Below are 15,126 nucleotides of genomic sequence, written 5' to 3' on the forward strand. Positions count from 1 at the left end.
TAGGCATGAATTCCCATCGCATGCTTATCACCAATTGCTCATTATGAGAACGCGGAATTCGCCTGTGAGTCACAAACCGACGATCCCAGAGGGCGGGCCGCGTGTCCGCCCCGCGCTCGGAAGCAGAGATCGCGGACTACTTAAGCGCACCCCTCAGTTCAGGCGACCAGGCTCCGCAAGCAAGCGCAGCACGATTCCGAACAACTCGTTCTGCGAGGAAATGCCGAGCCGCTCATAGGCGCGCTTGCGGTAGGTCAGGGTCGAATGCAGGCTGATGCCGAGCGCCTGAGAGATCGCCTCTGAGCTGAGACCGAGCAGGATATGGCGGCAGACCTCCTGCTCGCGCGGCGTCAGCGCGGAGAGTGGCGCGCGCGTCGCGAACAGCGCAGCGAGGTTCTGGTCCGGCGTTGCGGTCGCGGCCGGCTGGAAATGACGCGCGACGCTGGCGCCGATCGCCGGCGCGATCGCCTGCAGCCGCGCACGCTCAGCGTCGCCAAAGCGGCCCTGCGCCGTGACGCGGTAGAAATTGACGTAGAAGCAGGTGTCGTCGACCCAGATCGCTGTCGCGCATTTGTCGACGATCTTGGAGTCGTTGAAGAAAATTTTCCGGTAGCGCGCGCCGTACATGCGCGGCGCGAACGACGGCAGCATGATCGGCGCGCTGCCCGCGCCTTCGAACAGCGCATCCCGATTGGGATCGGATTCGTGGAACTGCCCGGCATAGGCCGCGCCGAGATCGCCGCCGGTCGGGATATTGCCGGCGTCGAGCAGACAGCTCGCCGCGCCGGCGCGGCCCAGCGCGAACACCATGCAATGGCCGACGCCGGCCTGCCGGCGCAAGGTGTCGATGAGGATGTTCGGGAAGTCCGGACGGCCAATGGCGAGCACCGCGGGCGTGACGTCGCTTGAAGCCGGGTTTGAGGGCCGCATTGGTTTCCTCCGTCAAGGTCCTTTTGACGGACGATATCAGCAGGGGGATTTGGCTGGAAGTCGATAGGCCGACGTATGTCGCCACATGGGTCCCGGCTCTGCGCAGCATCGCTACGCGCTGCAGCGCGTCCGGGACACGAGAGTTATTGTTTCGCCGACAGACTCGTGCCCCGGATGCAGCGCAGCGCTTCTTCAGCAGTGCGCTGCTGGGCCGGGGCCCATGCCTCCGCAGCAGGAACGCTCGACTGCCCCTACCCCGCCGCCGCCTTCGCGGGCGCGACGTTGATGGCGAGCTTGCCGTAGCGGTCCGTAAAGGCTTCGGTGTCGATCTCTTCCAGCTTGATCTCGCCGCTCATCACGCCCTGCTTCCAGGCGGCCTGCGCCGGATCGTTCTGGAACTCGGGCATCACCTCGCGGCCGAACAGCTCCAGCGACTCGCAGATGTGCTCGTGGCTGTTCTTGCCGGCCTGGTTGAGCAGGATGACCTGGTCGATATGCGAGCTCTGAAAGCGCTTCAGCTTCTTGCGGATCGTCTCCGGCGAGCCGATCAGGCCGCCGCGCAAGGCCGCCTCCTGCGCTTCCGGGTTGTCGCGCTTCCACTTGTTGTACTCGTCCCACATGTTGACGGTGTAGGGCGCGGGACGCTGGCGGTTTTGCGAGGCGCCGTAGAAGCGCAGCGCGAACTGGAAGAAGGTGGCGCCGTCGGCGCGCGCACGCGCCTCTTCATCCGTCTTGGCACACATGAAGAACGACACCAGCGCCATGTTCGGGTTGATCTCGTAATCGGCGAGCTTGGCGAGACGCTTGGTCATCGCATTGTAGTAGGCATGCACCCAGGCGTGTGCGGCATCGGCGCTGACGAACTGGAAACCGAGTGCGCCAAAACCGTGGCGGCCGGCACGCTCGATGGTCGGCAGCTGCGAGCAGGCCATCCACAACGGCGGATGCGGCTTCTGCACCGGCTTCGGCACGACGTTGCGCAAGGGGATGTCGAAATACTTGCCGTGATGCTCGCTCCCCGCATCCCTGAACATCGGGAAGATCGCGGCGACGGCCTCCTCAAAGACTTCCTTCTTGGTCTCCATGTCGCGGCCGAACGGCGTCAGCTCAGTGATCGACGCGCTCTCGCCCATGCCGAATTCGCAGCGGCCATTGGACAAGAGATCGAGCACCGCGACGCGCTCGGCGACACGCGCCGGATGATTGGTGGTGAGCTGGAGGATGCCGTGGCCGAGCCGGATGTTTTTTGTGCGCTGGCTTGCGGCAGCGAGGAACGACTCAGGTGACGGCGAGTGCGAATACTCTTCGAGGAAGTGATGCTCGACGACCCAGGCGTGGTCGTAGCCGAGACTGTCGGCGAGCTCCATCTGCGAGAGCGCGTTCTGGTAGAGCCTGAGCTCGTCGCCGGCCACCCAGGGCCGCGGCAGTTGCAGCTCATAGAAGATGCCGAACTTCATGACGCCATCTCTCCCGCTTATTTTTGTTGCGGGCATCTTAATGCGCGAGGCGGCGCTGTCTACGCAGTCGCAATTCCGCCTTGCGGGAGAACGCGCTTTGGGGCGCGGCGGCCATTCAGGATCGTACCGATGAAGGTGAAGCGCACCAAGAGATGATAGCTCGCCAGCATCGGCGGAAGCGCGACGACGAGAATGATTGCGAACTTGATCAGCCCGGGCCAGTCGAGTTGCGACAGCACGACCTGCAGCGCCATCACGATCGGCAGGTGGATCAGATAGAGCCAGTAGGACGCATCTGCGAGGTAGCGCCGGGTCGGGCTGAAGCCCGACATGAAGCGAAGCGCGAGACCGATGGCCGCGAAAGTCGAGATCCAGATCGCCGGTGCATAAAGGATCGCGGAGACAAGCCGGAGCGTGGCGAAGCTGAAAGGCAGTTTCGGCGCGCCCGGCGCAGACAACATCACACCCGACAGCACGAAGCTGATCAGGATCAGCACGACTGCGAGCAAGAGATACGGAAGCCAGCGCCGCTCGAGAATCCGCAGCAGATCGATCTGCCGATGCAACAGCCAGCCGACGGCGAAGGCGGTGCCGAAGCCGATCCAGGCCTGCGCATTGGTGATGAGCGATTGATCCGGCGTCCTCACCCCCATCACATTGATCCAGCGCTGGTCGAGGCTGAAAACGATGCCGATCGGGATCGCTAGAAGCAGGGGAGCCAGCGGGCTTCGCATGATGCCTGCGAAAAAGCGGTCAAGGATCGTTCGCAGCGTGCCGGATGCATCGAGCCAGACCATCGCGCCGCGCAGCAGCAGCATGGCGACATAGAGCTCCAGCAACACGTAGAGAAACCAGAGATGGGTCAGCGGGAAATTCGGCAACACCGGTGGCCAGCGCGGCGCGCCGGGGATCGGACCGCCATTCGGAAAGTTCGAGGCCCAGATGACCACCAGAACGATCGGCGTAAACACCAGCGGCCAACCTATCACGAGCGGCAGGGCGATCCGCTGCAACCTATCCTTGACGAACCCCCAGTTCCCTCGGCGATGAAAGCTCATACGGGCGAAGAAACCGGCCAGCAGGAAGAAGGTCGTCATCCGGAAGACGTGGATCGTGAACAACAACAGGCCCAGGGCGAGACTCGGATGAATGTCCTGGATGATCCAGAACCGGGGCGAGGCCGGCACAAACGACAATGTCGCATGCAGGACGATGCCGAGCAGCAGCGCAAAGCCCCTGACCGCATCGAGGGCGTGGAGCCGTTCCGATGCAGGGGTGACAGCGGTTGAATGGGACATGAACAGGCTCTTGCTGGCTGGACGGGGCTTTCTGCCGGACAGTCTGCCAAATCGGGGCAAGTCTCTCTCTCCCGTTCCAAAAATCGGCTAGCCGATTTCTCGGCGCGATTGGCTGATCCCGGGATCGCAGTCAGTTTCCGGCCGGCTCAGCGCCTCGCGCCGGAATTCGGTCGGGGTCACCCCGGTCTCGGCCTTGAAGGCGCGATTGAAAGGCCCGATCGACTGGAAGCCCGCATCCATGGCGATGGTCAGGATCGGGACCTCCCGTTGCGTCACGTCGGACAGCGCCAGCTTGGCATCCTCGATGCGATAATGATTGAGGAACGCATTGAAGTTCCGATAGCCTAGCCCTTCGTTAATGGCCTGGCGTAGCCGGTGCTCGGGAACCTCGAGCCTCGCCGCCAGTGCCCCGATCGCGAGGCCTTCCTGGCGGTAGGTCCGCTCCACCGTCATGAGATGGTCGAGGCGCCGCAGCAGGATCGGATCGACAACGACCCGTTCCGCGGCGGCGCGATCGGCCACCTGGACCGGCTTCCCCGCGTCACCGGATGCGATCGCGGCCGTGGCGTCGCTGACGGCCGCGACCGGCGGACTGAGCACGCCCAGGGCCGCGAGCGTCGCCACCACGAACAGGCTGAGCGCGGTCGGCAGGCTGCCGTACGCGCCGGGTGCCGCAACGGGAATATCGGCGACAGCAGCAACTGCGACGGGAACGATGGTCGCGACATTGATGGCGAGCACCGCCAGCCGCAGCCGGCGCCGCCGCATCACCAGATCCACGCGCCAGGTCTTGACCGTCTGGATCGCGGCGGCCAACGCGAGCCCCAGGACGAGCAACGACAGGACCTTGCCGCCGGACCTGGCCAAAGCGGGCCATTGCGGGAAACTGAGCGACACTGCAAATCCCCAGGCAACGACGGCCAGCCACAGGGCGCCGTGCCAGCGCCTGAGCACGAAATCGTCATCGAACGCTGCGCGCGCCCATAACCAGAAGACGGCGGCGAGCGAGGATATGAACGGCATCGTCCACCACCAGGACGCCTTGGGAAAGAAGGGCGCTGTGACGATCGCATAGAACACGCCTCCCGCGCACATCGCGATGCCCAGCAAAGCGTTCTGATTGATGGCACGGCGCTGCAGCGCCACCAGGACGATCAACAGGAACACGCCGCTCGCCGCGCCGCGAAGCCCGAGATCGATGGCCGTCAGCCCGCTCACGCTGTTCATTCTCCCGCTCGAGAGCTCAACTCTCGCATCGCCTTCGCACGCGCACAATCCAAACTTGTGCTTGCGGTCGTGGCAACTGCAGTTTTGGCGGCTGCGACGATCGCAACTTGATCGGTTGATCCAGATCAACGCGTCAGCCGGCCTGTTGCATCTAAACTGCAGCAAGGCAACGGCCCGGATGCCGTCCCGATTCCCCAGACCATTTCAGAGAGACCGAATATGTCGGCCCCTGACGACACGATGTCGCGCGTGCGCCGTAAGCGCATGGAGATCTTTGCGTTCCTGTTCCTGACCGCGGTCGTGATGCCCGTCCTCGCGGTCGGAACGGTCGGCTCCTACGGGCTTGGCGTCTGGATCTACCAGATGTTTGCCGGCCCTCCCGGCCCACCACCCTCCCCGCATTAGTCCCTCAAAGCGAAAGACAGGCATCATGGCTCACGCCACACTCAACCGCCGTGCATTGATCACCGGCCGGGTGCTCAGCACCGACCGCGTCGTCCCGCCGCCCGGCTGCGAGATCGCCAGCATCATTGTGCAGGCTCGCCCCGAGCGCCTCGCCGCGCTGGAGGCCGAGATCATCGCGATTCCCGGCTGCGAAATCCATGGCCGCGATGCGCGTGGAAAACTCATCGTCGTCACCGAAGCGCCGGACTCCGGCAGCCTCGGCACCATCCTCAACACCATCCAGTCGCTGGGAGACGTCTATTCCGCAGCGCTGGTCTTTCACGCCATCGAAACGGCCTGAGGGCCGGGAGAGCCATCATGACATCGCCGAAGCTCGACCGCCGCCAGATGCTGAAGCTCGAGGCCGCCGCGATCGCGGCCGCCGCGGCCGGCATGCCGGCACCTTCGCTGGCCGCCAATCTGGTCACCGAGCGCGACTCGTCCGAGCTGAAATGGGACAAGGCCGCCTGCCGCTTCTGCGGCACCGGCTGCTCGGTGATGGTCGCGACCAAGGACAACCGCGTCGTCGCCACCCATGGCGACATCAAGGCCGAGGTCAATCGCGGCCTGAACTGCGTCAAGGGCTACTTCCTCTCCAAGATCATGTACGGCCATGACCGACTGACGCAGCCGATGCTGCGCAAGACCAACGGCCAATACGACAAGAACGGCGACTTCACGCCCGTGTCCTGGACCGAAGCCTTCGACATCATGGAGCTGAAGTGGAAGGAGGCGATGAAGAAGCGCGGGCCCAACGGCGTCGCCATGTTCGGCTCCGGCCAGTGGACGATCTGGGAGGGCTATGCGGCGTCGAAGCTGTTCAAGGCCGGCTTCCGCACCAACAATATCGATCCCAATGCGCGGCACTGCATGGCCTCCGCCGTCGCCGGCATGATGCGCACCTTCGGCATCGACGAGCCGGCCGGCTGCTATGACGACATCGAGGCCACCGACGCCTTCGTGTTGTGGGGCTCCAACATGGCGGAGATGCACCCCATCCTGTGGACGCGTCTGGCCGACCGCAGGCTGTCCGCGCCGCATGTCCGCGTCGCCGTGCTCTCGACCTTCGAGCACCGCTCGTTCGACCTCGCCGACATCGGCATGGTGTTCAAGCCGCAGACCGACCTCTACATCCTCAACGCCATCGCCAACCACATCATCAAGACCGGCCGCGTCAACAAGGATTTTGTCGCCGCGCATACCATCTTCAGGCGCGGCCAGACCGATATCGGCTATGGCCTGCGGCCCGAGCACCCGCTGCAGAAGAAGGCGACGGGCGCAGCGAAGGCAAATGATTCCACCGAGATGAGCTATGACGAATACGTCAAGTTCGTCTCGGACTACACGCTGGAGAAGGCGTCAGAGATGTCCGGCGTGCCGATGAACCGGCTGGAGGCACTCGCCGAGCTCTATGCGGATCCGAAGACAAAAGTGGTCTCGTTCTGGACCATGGGCTTCAACCAGCACACCCGCGGCGTCTGGTGCAACAATCTCGTCTACAACATCCATCTTCTGACCGGAAAGATCTGCTCGCCCGGCAGCAGTCCGTTCTCGCTGACCGGCCAGCCCTCGGCCTGCGGCACCGCGCGCGAGGTCGGCACCTTCTCGCACCGCCTGCCCGCCGACATGGTCGTGACCAACAAGGAGCACCGCGACAAGGCGGAGCATCTCTGGCTGCTGCCGGAAGGCACCATTTCCGATAAGAACGGCGCGCACGCCGTGCTGCAAAGCCGGATGCTGAAGGACGGCCTGATCAACGCCTATTGGGTGCAGGTCAACAACAACCTCCAGGCAGGCCCCAACGCCAACGAGGAGACCTATCCGGGCTTCCGCAATCCCGACAATTTCATCGTGGTCTCGGACGCCTATCCGTCGGTGACGGCGCTCGCCGCCGACCTGATCCTGCCGACCGCGATGTGGGTGGAGAAGGAAGGCGCTTACGGCAATGCCGAGCGGCGCACGCAGTTCTGGCACCAGCTCGTCCACGCCCCCGGCGAGGCCAAGTCAGATCTGTGGCAGCTGATGGAATTCTCAAAGCGTTTCAAGATCGAGGAGGTCTGGCCGGAGGAACTGATTGCGAAGAAGCCCGACGTCCGCGGCAAGACGCTGTTCGACGTGCTCTATAAAAACGGCCAGGTCGACAAGTTTGCGACCTCGGAGATCGAGGAAGGTTACGCCAACGAGGAATCCAAGGCGTTCGGCTTCTACGTGCAGAAGGGATTGTTTGAGGAATACGCCTCGTTTGGCCGCGGCCACGGCCACGACCTCGCGCCGTTCGAAAGCTATCACAAGGAGCGCGGCCTGCGCTGGCCGGTGGTGAACGGCCAGGAGACGCGCTGGCGTTTTCGCGAGGGCAGCGATCCCTACGTCAAGCAGGGCACCGACGTGCAGTTCTACGGCTACCCCGACGGCAGGGCGCGCATCTTCGCGCTACCCTACGAGCCGCCGGCGGAATCGCCCGACAATGACTATCCGTTCTGGCTCTCGACCGGCCGCGTGCTGGAGCACTGGCATTCCGGCACCATGACGCGCCGCGTGCCCGAGCTCTACAAGGCTTTCCCCGAGGCCGTCTGCTTCATGCATCCCGACGACGCACAGGAGGCAAAGATCCGGCGCGGCGACGAGGTGAAGGTGGAATCCCGCCGCGGCTTCATCCGCGCCCGCGTCGAGACCCGCGGCCGCGACCGGCCGCCGCGCGGTCTCGTGTTCGTGCCGTGGTTCGACGAGTCCAAATTGATCAACAAGGTGACGCTAGATGCCACCGATCCGATCTCGCTGCAGACCGACTACAAGAAATGCGCCGTGCGGATCGAGCGGGTAACCCAGTCATGATGAAACGATTTGGCATAGCCCTGCTCGCCTGCGCGATCGCAGCCGGCGCGAGCTCGCTGACCGCGCAGACGGTGAATTCAGGCCTGCGTGGTCCGACCCCGCTCAACGACGAGGGCCCGGCGCCGCCGATGCTGCCGAACCGCAACACGTCGGAGCGGGAGGTGCGCAACTATCCGGAGCAACCGCCGGTGATCCCGCACACCATCGACGGCTATCAGATCGATCTCAACGGCAACAAATGCCTGTCGTGCCACGCGCGGGCACGCATCGCGGAATCGCAGGCGCCGATGGTCTCGATCACCCACTTCATGGACCGCGACGGCCAGTTCCTGGCCTCGATCTCGCCGCGGCGCTTCTTCTGCACCGAATGCCACGTGCCGCAAAACACTGCCACGCCGCCGGTGAGCAACGATTTTACGGATATCGACACCTTGCTGTCACGTGCAAGTCCGGGTGGCCGGCGATGACGACGACAGCTGACGAGCCAAAAGCCAAGCGCGGCTTCATCGCGCGTTGCTGGGATTTCGCGCTCGAACTGTGGGGCGTGCTGTCGCGGCCGAGCACGGTCTTCGCGCTCGGCACGCTGGTGCTCGCAGGCTTCGCCGCCGGCGTGATCTTTTGGGGCGGCTTCAACACCGCGCTGGAATTGACCAACACCGAAAAGTTCTGCACCGGCTGTCACGAGATGCGCGAGAACGTCTTCGCCGAGCTGAAATCGACCATCCACTTCACCAACCGCTCCGGCGTGCGCGCGACCTGCCCGGATTGCCACGTCCCGCACAACTGGACCGACAAGATCGCGCGCAAGATGCAGGCCTCCAAGGAGGTCTGGGGCAAGATTTTTGGCACGATCGACACCCGGGAAAAGTTTCTGGATCACCGGCTCGAGCTCGCCGCGCATGAATGGGCACGATTCAAGGCCAATGATTCCCTGGAATGCCGCAACTGCCACAGCGCCGACTCCATGGACATCACCAAACAGTCGCCGCGGGCCTCGGTGGCGCACCAGCGCTTCCTGTTCACCGGCGAAAAGACCTGCATCGACTGCCACAAGGGCATCGCCCACCATCTGCCCGACATGCGCGGCGTTCCCGGCTGGCAATAGGGCCGCGGGCGACCGGATTCGCACCGCTTGAACCGGCGGGGCGAATGGTTAGTTTCGGGGGATGGCGAATCGCTTCGTTTCGCCCCTTCTCAAGACAGACATGCCCACATTCACCCCGCATCAGGATGCCGCCCTCAAGGCCGTCGACGACTGGCTGAAGGCAAAACCCGGCCGCAACGGCACGCCGCCGGTGTTCCGCCTGTTCGGCTTTGCCGGCACCGGCAAGACCACGCTGGCGCGGCACATCGCCGACGGCGTGGACGGCGATGTCAAGTTCGCCGCCTTCACCGGCAAGGCGGCGCTGGTGATGCGCAACAAGGGTTGCGACGACGCCTCCACCATCCATTCGCTGATCTATCGCGCCCGCGAATCCGGCGAGGAGCAGCCGAGCTTTGAATTGTGGGACGACGCGCCGGCGTCCAAGGCCAAGCTGATCGTGATCGACGAATGCTCGATGGTCGATGCCGAATTGGGCCGCGACCTGATGTCGTTCGACTGCCCGCTGCTGGTGTTAGGGGATCCCGCGCAGCTGCCGCCGATTCAGGGCGGCGGATTCTTCACCAATACCGAGCCCGATGCGATGCTCACCGAAGTGCATCGCCAGGCCCAGGACGATCCGATCGTGCGGATGTCGATGGACGTGCGCGAGGGCCGCGAGCTCGACATCGGCCGCTACGGCGAGAGCGAGGTGGTGTCGCGGAAAGAACTCGACCCTGATCGCGTCATGGGTGCCGACCAGGTCCTGGTCGGCCGCAACAACACGCGACGCGCCTACAACATGCGGGTGCGGCAACGCCAGAACATCGAGGACACCTTTCCGGTCGCCGGCGACAAGCTGGTCTGCCTGCGCAACAACCGCAAGAAGGGCCTGTTCAACGGCGGCCTGTGGCGCGTGAAGTCGCGCAACACCTCCCGCTCGAAGTCGCGCATCCTCAGCATGCGGCTCTCGCCCGACGAGGACTTCGGGCACAAGGTCACAAAAGTCTCGGTGCGCGCCGACTGCTTCGAGGGGGGCGTCGAGGCGATCGCCTGGGAGCAGCGCAAGCCCTATGACGAGTTCGACTACGGCTACGTGCTGACCGTGCACAAGTCGCAGGGCTCGCAATGGGACGACGTCGTTCTGTTCGACGAGAGTTTTGCGTTTCAGGAGAGCCGCGCAAGGTGGCTGTATACGGGCATCACGCGCGCGGCGAAGCGGTTGAGCATTGTGGTTTGAAGCCGGCTGACGTTCAACAAAGTCCGACCGACGTCATCAAGGTTGCGGACCCGATAGACCCGGCTCGCGCTCGGCCCGGAAAACATTGCTATAAAGATTTGCGATCCATTGCCGACCGCTCGAGGTGATATTGAGATAGCGTATCGCGGCCTGAATTTGTGGAGCAACGTTGTTCCAATAGAACTGCGGGTATTTGTAGACGACGTCGGCAGGCGTTTCATAACCGAGCTTCTTGTTCAGGCCGATTTCCTCGAACTCGTGGAACAGGGCGTTTGACTTTCTCAAGTAGTTGGGATCGCCAAGCTGGCCGATCAGGTCGGCAGCGCGAAGCAACATGCCCTCCTCGTCCATCAGACTGTCGTTTGCGGATTCCGAATAGGGAAAGCGCGTAAATTCAATGGCTCGGGCAATTCGGCTTGCCTCGATCTCTTCGACGTCGTCGAAGCGCTCCAGGACGAACAATTTTGAGCGGTCCACATGATAGGGAGCGAGCGCGGCGTCGGAGGCCCCCCGTGGAAGACGGATCATGCGGCCTTCCAAATCCGCGACATAGGAATCGTCGCTGTCTCCTTGAACGACTCCGCGCACATATCCGATATCATGGGTGAGGCACGCCAGGGTGAAATTCGCATAGTCGGCGACCGTCGTTGGCCGCAACAGCATTCGCCCCATCAGGATGTCGTGCCCGGCAAGAGTCACAAGCATCGAGTGCTCTATGTTGTGATACAGGGCGTCGCTGTTACCGATGCACTCCAATGTGAGTCTGGCCGCAAAGGGAAGAACTTCAGCCAGGCGGGCATGCGAAGAGCCAAACCGATCTCGTGTGTCCGAAGTCAAGAACGACGCTAGAGTCTGCGCTACCAGTTCTGGAATTGTGATCATCTGAACACCCATCTCAATGTGCGCCGCGGGTTCTGACAAACTCCTTTGTTAAGCCTTCAATAGCACATCGCGGCTGCGTTTGGGGCGGCATCTCACTTCCCCGCCACGAAATAGAAATCCTCGCGGCCCGGCGGCGAGCCATACGAAAACGGCTGCTGCGCGTGCTTGGTCGCGGACCAGACGTCGTCGCGGACGATGTCGAACAGCTTCCGGATCTCGACCTTCGGCATCTTGATCTCGCGGGCGAGCGCGGTGGAGAACGGGCTGTCGGCGCCGTTGTCGCCGTCGATCGCGGTCTCGCCGTGCTTGGCGGCGTAGACCACCATGAAGCCGGCACCGGGCTCGATGTTGGAAAAGCCCTTGTCGACCAGCTTCAGCGACAGCGTGTGCTGCATGGTCGGTGCGAACGGATTGTCGCGGCAGGCATCCAGAATCACCAGACGCACTTTTCTCGCAGCGCCCACTGCTGCGATCACCTGCTCCAGGGCGACGGCTTGAGTCTCGGCGTCCCGGTCGACGGCGAGCTTGGCATCAACAGGAACGAGATAGTTCACCCCGCCGATCTCAAAACCGTGGCCGGCGTAATAGACCACGGCCCAGTCGGCCTTCTCCGCTTCCTCGGCGAAGGTCTTCAGCGCGTCGAAGAACTTGTCGCGGGTGAGGTCGCTGGCGGAGATCACGGCCTGGAAGCCGACATCCTTCAACACGCTCGCGATCATCTTCGAGTCGCGCGGCGGATTGGGCAGAGCATGGACGTTCTTGTAGGCGCCGTTGCCGATCACCAGCGCAACGCGGCGCCCGCTGGGCGCGCCGCCCGGCATCTGCGGCGTCAGCGCCGCGAGCCGCTCCTGCGCGATGGTGCGGGCGCGGGCGACGTCAAGCTCGTCGAACTTCGTCAGGGAATAGGCCGCGGAGCGATAGTCGGCGCGCGCCTGGGCGAGATCTTTCCTGCGCTCGTAGATCTGGCCACGGCCGGAATGGGCGCGGATGTTGTTCGGGTTGATCTGGAGCGTCGCATTGTAGTCCTTCAGCGCGGCGTCAAAATCGCCCTTCATCATGCTGACATCAGCACGATTGTTGATCGCGCCCGTGTTCTTCGGTTGCTTTTCGATGATGCCGTTGCAATCGGCAAAGGCCTGGTCGAACTTACCCATCAGGCCGTAGGTGATGCAGCGGTTGCCGGCAATCTGCGGCGCGGTCGGATCGATCTTCTCGGCCTCCGCGAAATCGGCGAGCGCGCCGTCATAATCTTTCATCAGCGTGCGGACGCGGGCCCGGTTGGTCCAGCCGAGAATGAATTTGGGCGTGTATTTGATCGACAGGCTGAAATCGTCGAGCGCGCTTTGCAGCGCGTTCCGACGCAGCTGTATGACGCCGCGATTGTTGTAGGGAACGCCGTAGGTCGGCCGCTTCTGGAGCGCAAGATTGAAGTCCGCCATCGCAAGGTCGTCCTGGCCCGTGCGTTCATAGGCGATGCCGCGCAAATTGAGGATGATGGCATTGTCGGGATCGAGACCTAAGCCCATGGACAAGGTCTCGATCGCATGGACGTTGTCGCGCTTGTTGATCAAATTATTGCCGCGCACGGACAGCGCGACCGCCTTGTCCTTGCCGGTGACGCGGTCGGCGTTGAGCAGGTTCTCGCAGGCCGTCGTCCGCGCCTGGGCGTCGGCCTGCCGGTCGCGGCAGGTGGCGAGGTCGTCGCCGGATTGTGGCTCGGCCGCGGCGATCGCAAGGCTGGAGACGAGTATGACAAATGTCAGGGGGACGACGCGCGGCATGTTGTGAGATCAGTTCCTGCCATCATATTCTTAAGTCGACCACCGGTCGCCCGGGTTCACCCCGGGCTCTTTGGTCCGGACCGGATGGAGAACCTGTCGAAAGCTCGCAGCTAACACACCCCTACGCTCCCGTCACTTCCCCGCCACGAAGTAAAAGTCCTCGCTGCCCGATGGGGAGCCGTAGGTGAAGGGCTGCTGCGCATGCTTGGTCGCGGACCAGACGTCGTCTCGGACGATGTCGAAGAGTTTTCGGATCTCGACATTGGGCTGCTGCACGTCGCGGGCGAGCGCGACCGCGAACGGGCTGTCGGAGCCCTCGCCATCCATCGCGGTCTCGCCATGCTTGGCGGCATAGACCACCATGAAGCCGACGCCGGGCTCGATGTTCGAAAAGCCCTTGTCGACCAGCTTGAGCGATAGCGTTTGCTGCATGGTCGGCTTGAAAGGATTGTCGCGGCAGGCGTCCAGGATCACCAGGCGCAGCTTGTGCGCGCCTCCGACCGCGGCAACGACCTGCTCAAGCGCCACGGCTTCCTTTTCGGCGTCCTTGTCGACCGCAAGCTTGGCATCGACCGGCACGAGGTAGTTCACGCCGCCGATCTCGAAGCCATGACCGGCATAATAGACAACGGCCCAATCCGCCTTCTCCGCTTCCGCTGCAAAGGCGCGCAACGTCTGGAAGAATTGATCTCGACTGAGATCGTTCGACACCATCACCGTCTGGAAGCCGACATCGCGGAGCGCGCCGGCGATCAGCTTGGAGTCGCGCGGCGGATTGTTGAGCGCGTGAACGTTGCGGTAGGCGCCGTTGCCGATCAGCAGCGCCACGCGGCGCTGCGTCGCGCGGATGGCCGGCGACTTCGGGTCGAGTACGGCAAGGCGGGACTTGGCGTTGGTGCGCGCCATCGCGATCTCGATCTCGTCGAATGGCGTGAGCGCAAAGGCGGCCGCGCGGTAGTCGGCGCGCGCCTGGGCCAGATCCTGCTTGCGCTCGAACACCTGGCCGCGGCCGGCATGGGCGCGGACATTGTTCGGGTTCATATCGAGGATGAAATTGTAGTCATGGAGCGCGGCATCCAGATCGCCCTTGGCCAGATAAGCGTCGCCGCGATTAGCGAGCACGTACTGGTTCTTCGGCTGCTTTTCCAGAATGCCGTTGCAATCGGTGAGCGCTTCGTCGAAACGCTGCATCGCTGCAAAGGTCACGCAACGATTGCTGGCGATCTGTGGCGCATTCGGATCGATCTTGGCCGCGTCGGCGAAGTCCGCGAGCGCGCCGTCATAGTCCTTCATCATCGTGCGCACGCGGGCGCGATTGGTCCAGCCGAGAAAAAATTTCGGCGCGAATTTGATTGCGGCATTGAAATCATCCAGCGCGCTTTGCAACGCGCCTTTGCGCAAATAGAGCAAGCCGCGGTCGTTATAGGCGCCGCCGTAGGTGGGTTGCTGCTGCAGCGCGAGATCATAGGTGGTTAAAGCAAGATCATCCTGGCCCTTACGCCAATAGACCTGGGCCTGGCCGTCGATGGCGACGACGTTGGCGGGATCGGCCTCGCGTGCCGCGGAAAAGGCCTCGAAGGCGTGATCGAAATCACGTTTGGTGTTCAGCAGCCAGAAACCACGCGCGAGCAGCGCGATGGCCTTGTCCTTGCCGGTGACGCGATCGGCGTCGAGCAGGCTTTCGCAAGCCCGTAGCCGCGCCTGTCCATCCGCCTGCCGGTCGCGGCAGGTCGCAAGGTCGTCGCCAAGCTGGGGATCGGCAGCGGCCGTCGTCGCATATGACGACCCGAGGAGAAGGATCAGGACAAGGCCGCGCCACATGTTGAAAGGCAAGCTCCAGCGCCACATTTCGTAAGTCGAGGTCCGGACCGTGGGGTTCATTCAAGCCGGATTTCCCCGGCCGCGCCAACCCGATTTGTCATGTCTTGTTGTAATGCCTTGTCGTTATGCCTTG

13 protein-coding genes are annotated in these 15,126 nt (G+C 63.3%); 6 read left to right on the top strand and 7 right to left on the bottom strand.

Features of this window, described 5'->3' with window-relative positions; translation table 11 throughout:
- Positions 1-153 precede the first annotated feature (153 nt).
- The 4 genes from ACLFLU_RS34085 to ACLFLU_RS34100 form a co-directional block, all read right to left on the bottom strand.
- Positions 154-930: a helix-turn-helix transcriptional regulator gene (locus tag ACLFLU_RS34085; RefSeq protein WP_426409080.1), complete on the bottom strand. Its 777-nt coding sequence runs from the start codon at positions 928-930 to the stop codon at positions 154-156.
- A gap of 251 nt (positions 931-1,181) precedes the next feature.
- The gene (locus ACLFLU_RS34090; RefSeq protein WP_426409081.1) at positions 1,182-2,387 is read right to left on the bottom strand and encodes an LLM class flavin-dependent oxidoreductase; all 1,206 of its coding nucleotides are present in this window, start codon (positions 2,385-2,387) and stop codon (positions 1,182-1,184) included.
- A 59-nt stretch (positions 2,388-2,446) separates the two neighbouring features.
- The gene (locus ACLFLU_RS34095) at positions 2,447-3,685 is read right to left on the bottom strand and encodes an acyltransferase family protein (protein ID WP_426409082.1); all 1,239 of its coding nucleotides are present in this window, start codon (positions 3,683-3,685) and stop codon (positions 2,447-2,449) included.
- A gap of 87 nt (positions 3,686-3,772) precedes the next feature.
- On the bottom strand, positions 3,773-4,912 hold the full coding sequence (locus ACLFLU_RS34100; RefSeq protein ID WP_426409083.1) for a helix-turn-helix domain-containing protein: 1,140 nt from the start codon (positions 4,910-4,912) through the stop codon (positions 3,773-3,775).
- 219 nt (positions 4,913-5,131) lie between these two features.
- Here ACLFLU_RS34100 and napE point away from each other — a divergent pair, with 219 nt between their 5' ends.
- The 6 genes from napE to ACLFLU_RS34130 all read left to right on the top strand — a co-directional run bounded on the left by napE (position 5,132) and on the right by ACLFLU_RS34130 (position 10,509).
- Positions 5,132-5,317 (top strand): periplasmic nitrate reductase, NapE protein, encoded by a 186-nt coding sequence (napE, locus tag ACLFLU_RS34105; protein WP_129275299.1) that lies wholly within the window; start codon positions 5,132-5,134, stop codon positions 5,315-5,317.
- 25 nt (positions 5,318-5,342) lie between these two features.
- Positions 5,343-5,657 (top strand): chaperone NapD, encoded by a 315-nt coding sequence (locus ACLFLU_RS34110; protein ID WP_426409084.1) that lies wholly within the window; start codon positions 5,343-5,345, stop codon positions 5,655-5,657.
- Positions 5,658-5,674: 17 nt separating this feature from the next.
- Positions 5,675-8,188 carry a nitrate reductase catalytic subunit NapA gene (gene napA, locus ACLFLU_RS34115; RefSeq protein ID WP_426409085.1) on the top strand — a complete coding sequence of 838 codons (2,514 nt, stop codon included), beginning with the start codon at positions 5,675-5,677 and terminating at the stop codon, positions 8,186-8,188.
- A complete protein-coding gene (locus ACLFLU_RS34120) occupies positions 8,185-8,655 on the top strand; it encodes a nitrate reductase cytochrome c-type subunit (protein WP_426409086.1) in 471 nt (156 codons plus the stop codon). Before napA ends, ACLFLU_RS34120 begins: the two co-directional genes overlap by 4 nt.
- Positions 8,652-9,293: a NapC/NirT family cytochrome c gene (locus tag ACLFLU_RS34125; RefSeq protein WP_426409087.1), complete on the top strand. Its 642-nt coding sequence runs from the start codon at positions 8,652-8,654 to the stop codon at positions 9,291-9,293. Before ACLFLU_RS34120 ends, ACLFLU_RS34125 begins: the two co-directional genes overlap by 4 nt.
- A 100-nt stretch (positions 9,294-9,393) precedes the next feature.
- The gene (locus tag ACLFLU_RS34130) at positions 9,394-10,509 is read left to right on the top strand and encodes an ATP-dependent DNA helicase (protein WP_426409088.1); all 1,116 of its coding nucleotides are present in this window, start codon (positions 9,394-9,396) and stop codon (positions 10,507-10,509) included.
- Between the two features lie 36 nt (positions 10,510-10,545).
- Here ACLFLU_RS34130 and ACLFLU_RS34135 read toward each other — a convergent pair whose 3' ends face one another.
- The 3 genes from ACLFLU_RS34135 to ACLFLU_RS34145 form a co-directional block, all read right to left on the bottom strand.
- The gene (locus ACLFLU_RS34135) at positions 10,546-11,391 is read right to left on the bottom strand and encodes a metal-dependent phosphohydrolase (protein WP_426409089.1); all 846 of its coding nucleotides are present in this window, start codon (positions 11,389-11,391) and stop codon (positions 10,546-10,548) included.
- A gap of 92 nt (positions 11,392-11,483) precedes the next feature.
- On the bottom strand, positions 11,484-13,172 hold the full coding sequence (locus tag ACLFLU_RS34140; RefSeq protein ID WP_426409090.1) for a caspase family protein: 1,689 nt from the start codon (positions 13,170-13,172) through the stop codon (positions 11,484-11,486).
- 132 nt (positions 13,173-13,304) lie between these two features.
- Positions 13,305-14,993 carry a caspase family protein gene (locus tag ACLFLU_RS34145; protein WP_426414127.1) on the bottom strand — a complete coding sequence of 563 codons (1,689 nt, stop codon included), beginning with the start codon at positions 14,991-14,993 and terminating at the stop codon, positions 13,305-13,307.
- Positions 14,994-15,126: the final 133 nt, after the last annotated feature.

Origin of the sequence: Bradyrhizobium ganzhouense, from assembly GCF_049949285.1 — a bacterium.
Classification (GTDB): Bacteria; Pseudomonadota; Alphaproteobacteria; order Rhizobiales; family Xanthobacteraceae; genus Bradyrhizobium; species Bradyrhizobium ganzhouense.

Bases quoted from the DNA above. Each gene is read 5' to 3' on its own strand.
- ACLFLU_RS34090 (WP_426409081.1), bottom strand. From the start codon at position 2,387: ATGAAGTTCGGCATCTTCTATGAGCTGCAACTGCCGCGGCCCTGGGTG.
- ACLFLU_RS34125 (WP_426409087.1), top strand. From the start codon at position 8,652: ATGACGACGACAGCTGACGAGCCAAAAGCCAAGCGCGGCTTCATCGCG.
- ACLFLU_RS34130 (WP_426409088.1), top strand. From the start codon at position 9,394: ATGCCCACATTCACCCCGCATCAGGATGCCGCCCTCAAGGCCGTCGAC.
- ACLFLU_RS34135 (WP_426409089.1), bottom strand. From the start codon at position 11,391: ATGATCACAATTCCAGAACTGGTAGCGCAGACTCTAGCGTCGTTCTTG.
- napA (WP_426409085.1), top strand. From the start codon at position 5,675: ATGACATCGCCGAAGCTCGACCGCCGCCAGATGCTGAAGCTCGAGGCC.
- ACLFLU_RS34095 (WP_426409082.1), bottom strand. From the start codon at position 3,685: ATGTCCCATTCAACCGCTGTCACCCCTGCATCGGAACGGCTCCACGCC.
- ACLFLU_RS34140 (WP_426409090.1), bottom strand. From the start codon at position 13,172: ATGCCGCGCGTCGTCCCCCTGACATTTGTCATACTCGTCTCCAGCCTT.
- napE (WP_129275299.1), top strand. From the start codon at position 5,132: ATGTCGGCCCCTGACGACACGATGTCGCGCGTGCGCCGTAAGCGCATG.
- ACLFLU_RS34100 (WP_426409083.1), bottom strand. From the start codon at position 4,912: ATGAACAGCGTGAGCGGGCTGACGGCCATCGATCTCGGGCTTCGCGGC.
- ACLFLU_RS34110 (WP_426409084.1), top strand. From the start codon at position 5,343: ATGGCTCACGCCACACTCAACCGCCGTGCATTGATCACCGGCCGGGTG.
- ACLFLU_RS34145 (WP_426414127.1), bottom strand. From the start codon at position 14,993: ATGTGGCGCGGCCTTGTCCTGATCCTTCTCCTCGGGTCGTCATATGCG.
- ACLFLU_RS34120 (WP_426409086.1), top strand. From the start codon at position 8,185: ATGATGAAACGATTTGGCATAGCCCTGCTCGCCTGCGCGATCGCAGCC.
- ACLFLU_RS34085 (WP_426409080.1), bottom strand. From the start codon at position 930: ATGCGGCCCTCAAACCCGGCTTCAAGCGACGTCACGCCCGCGGTGCTC.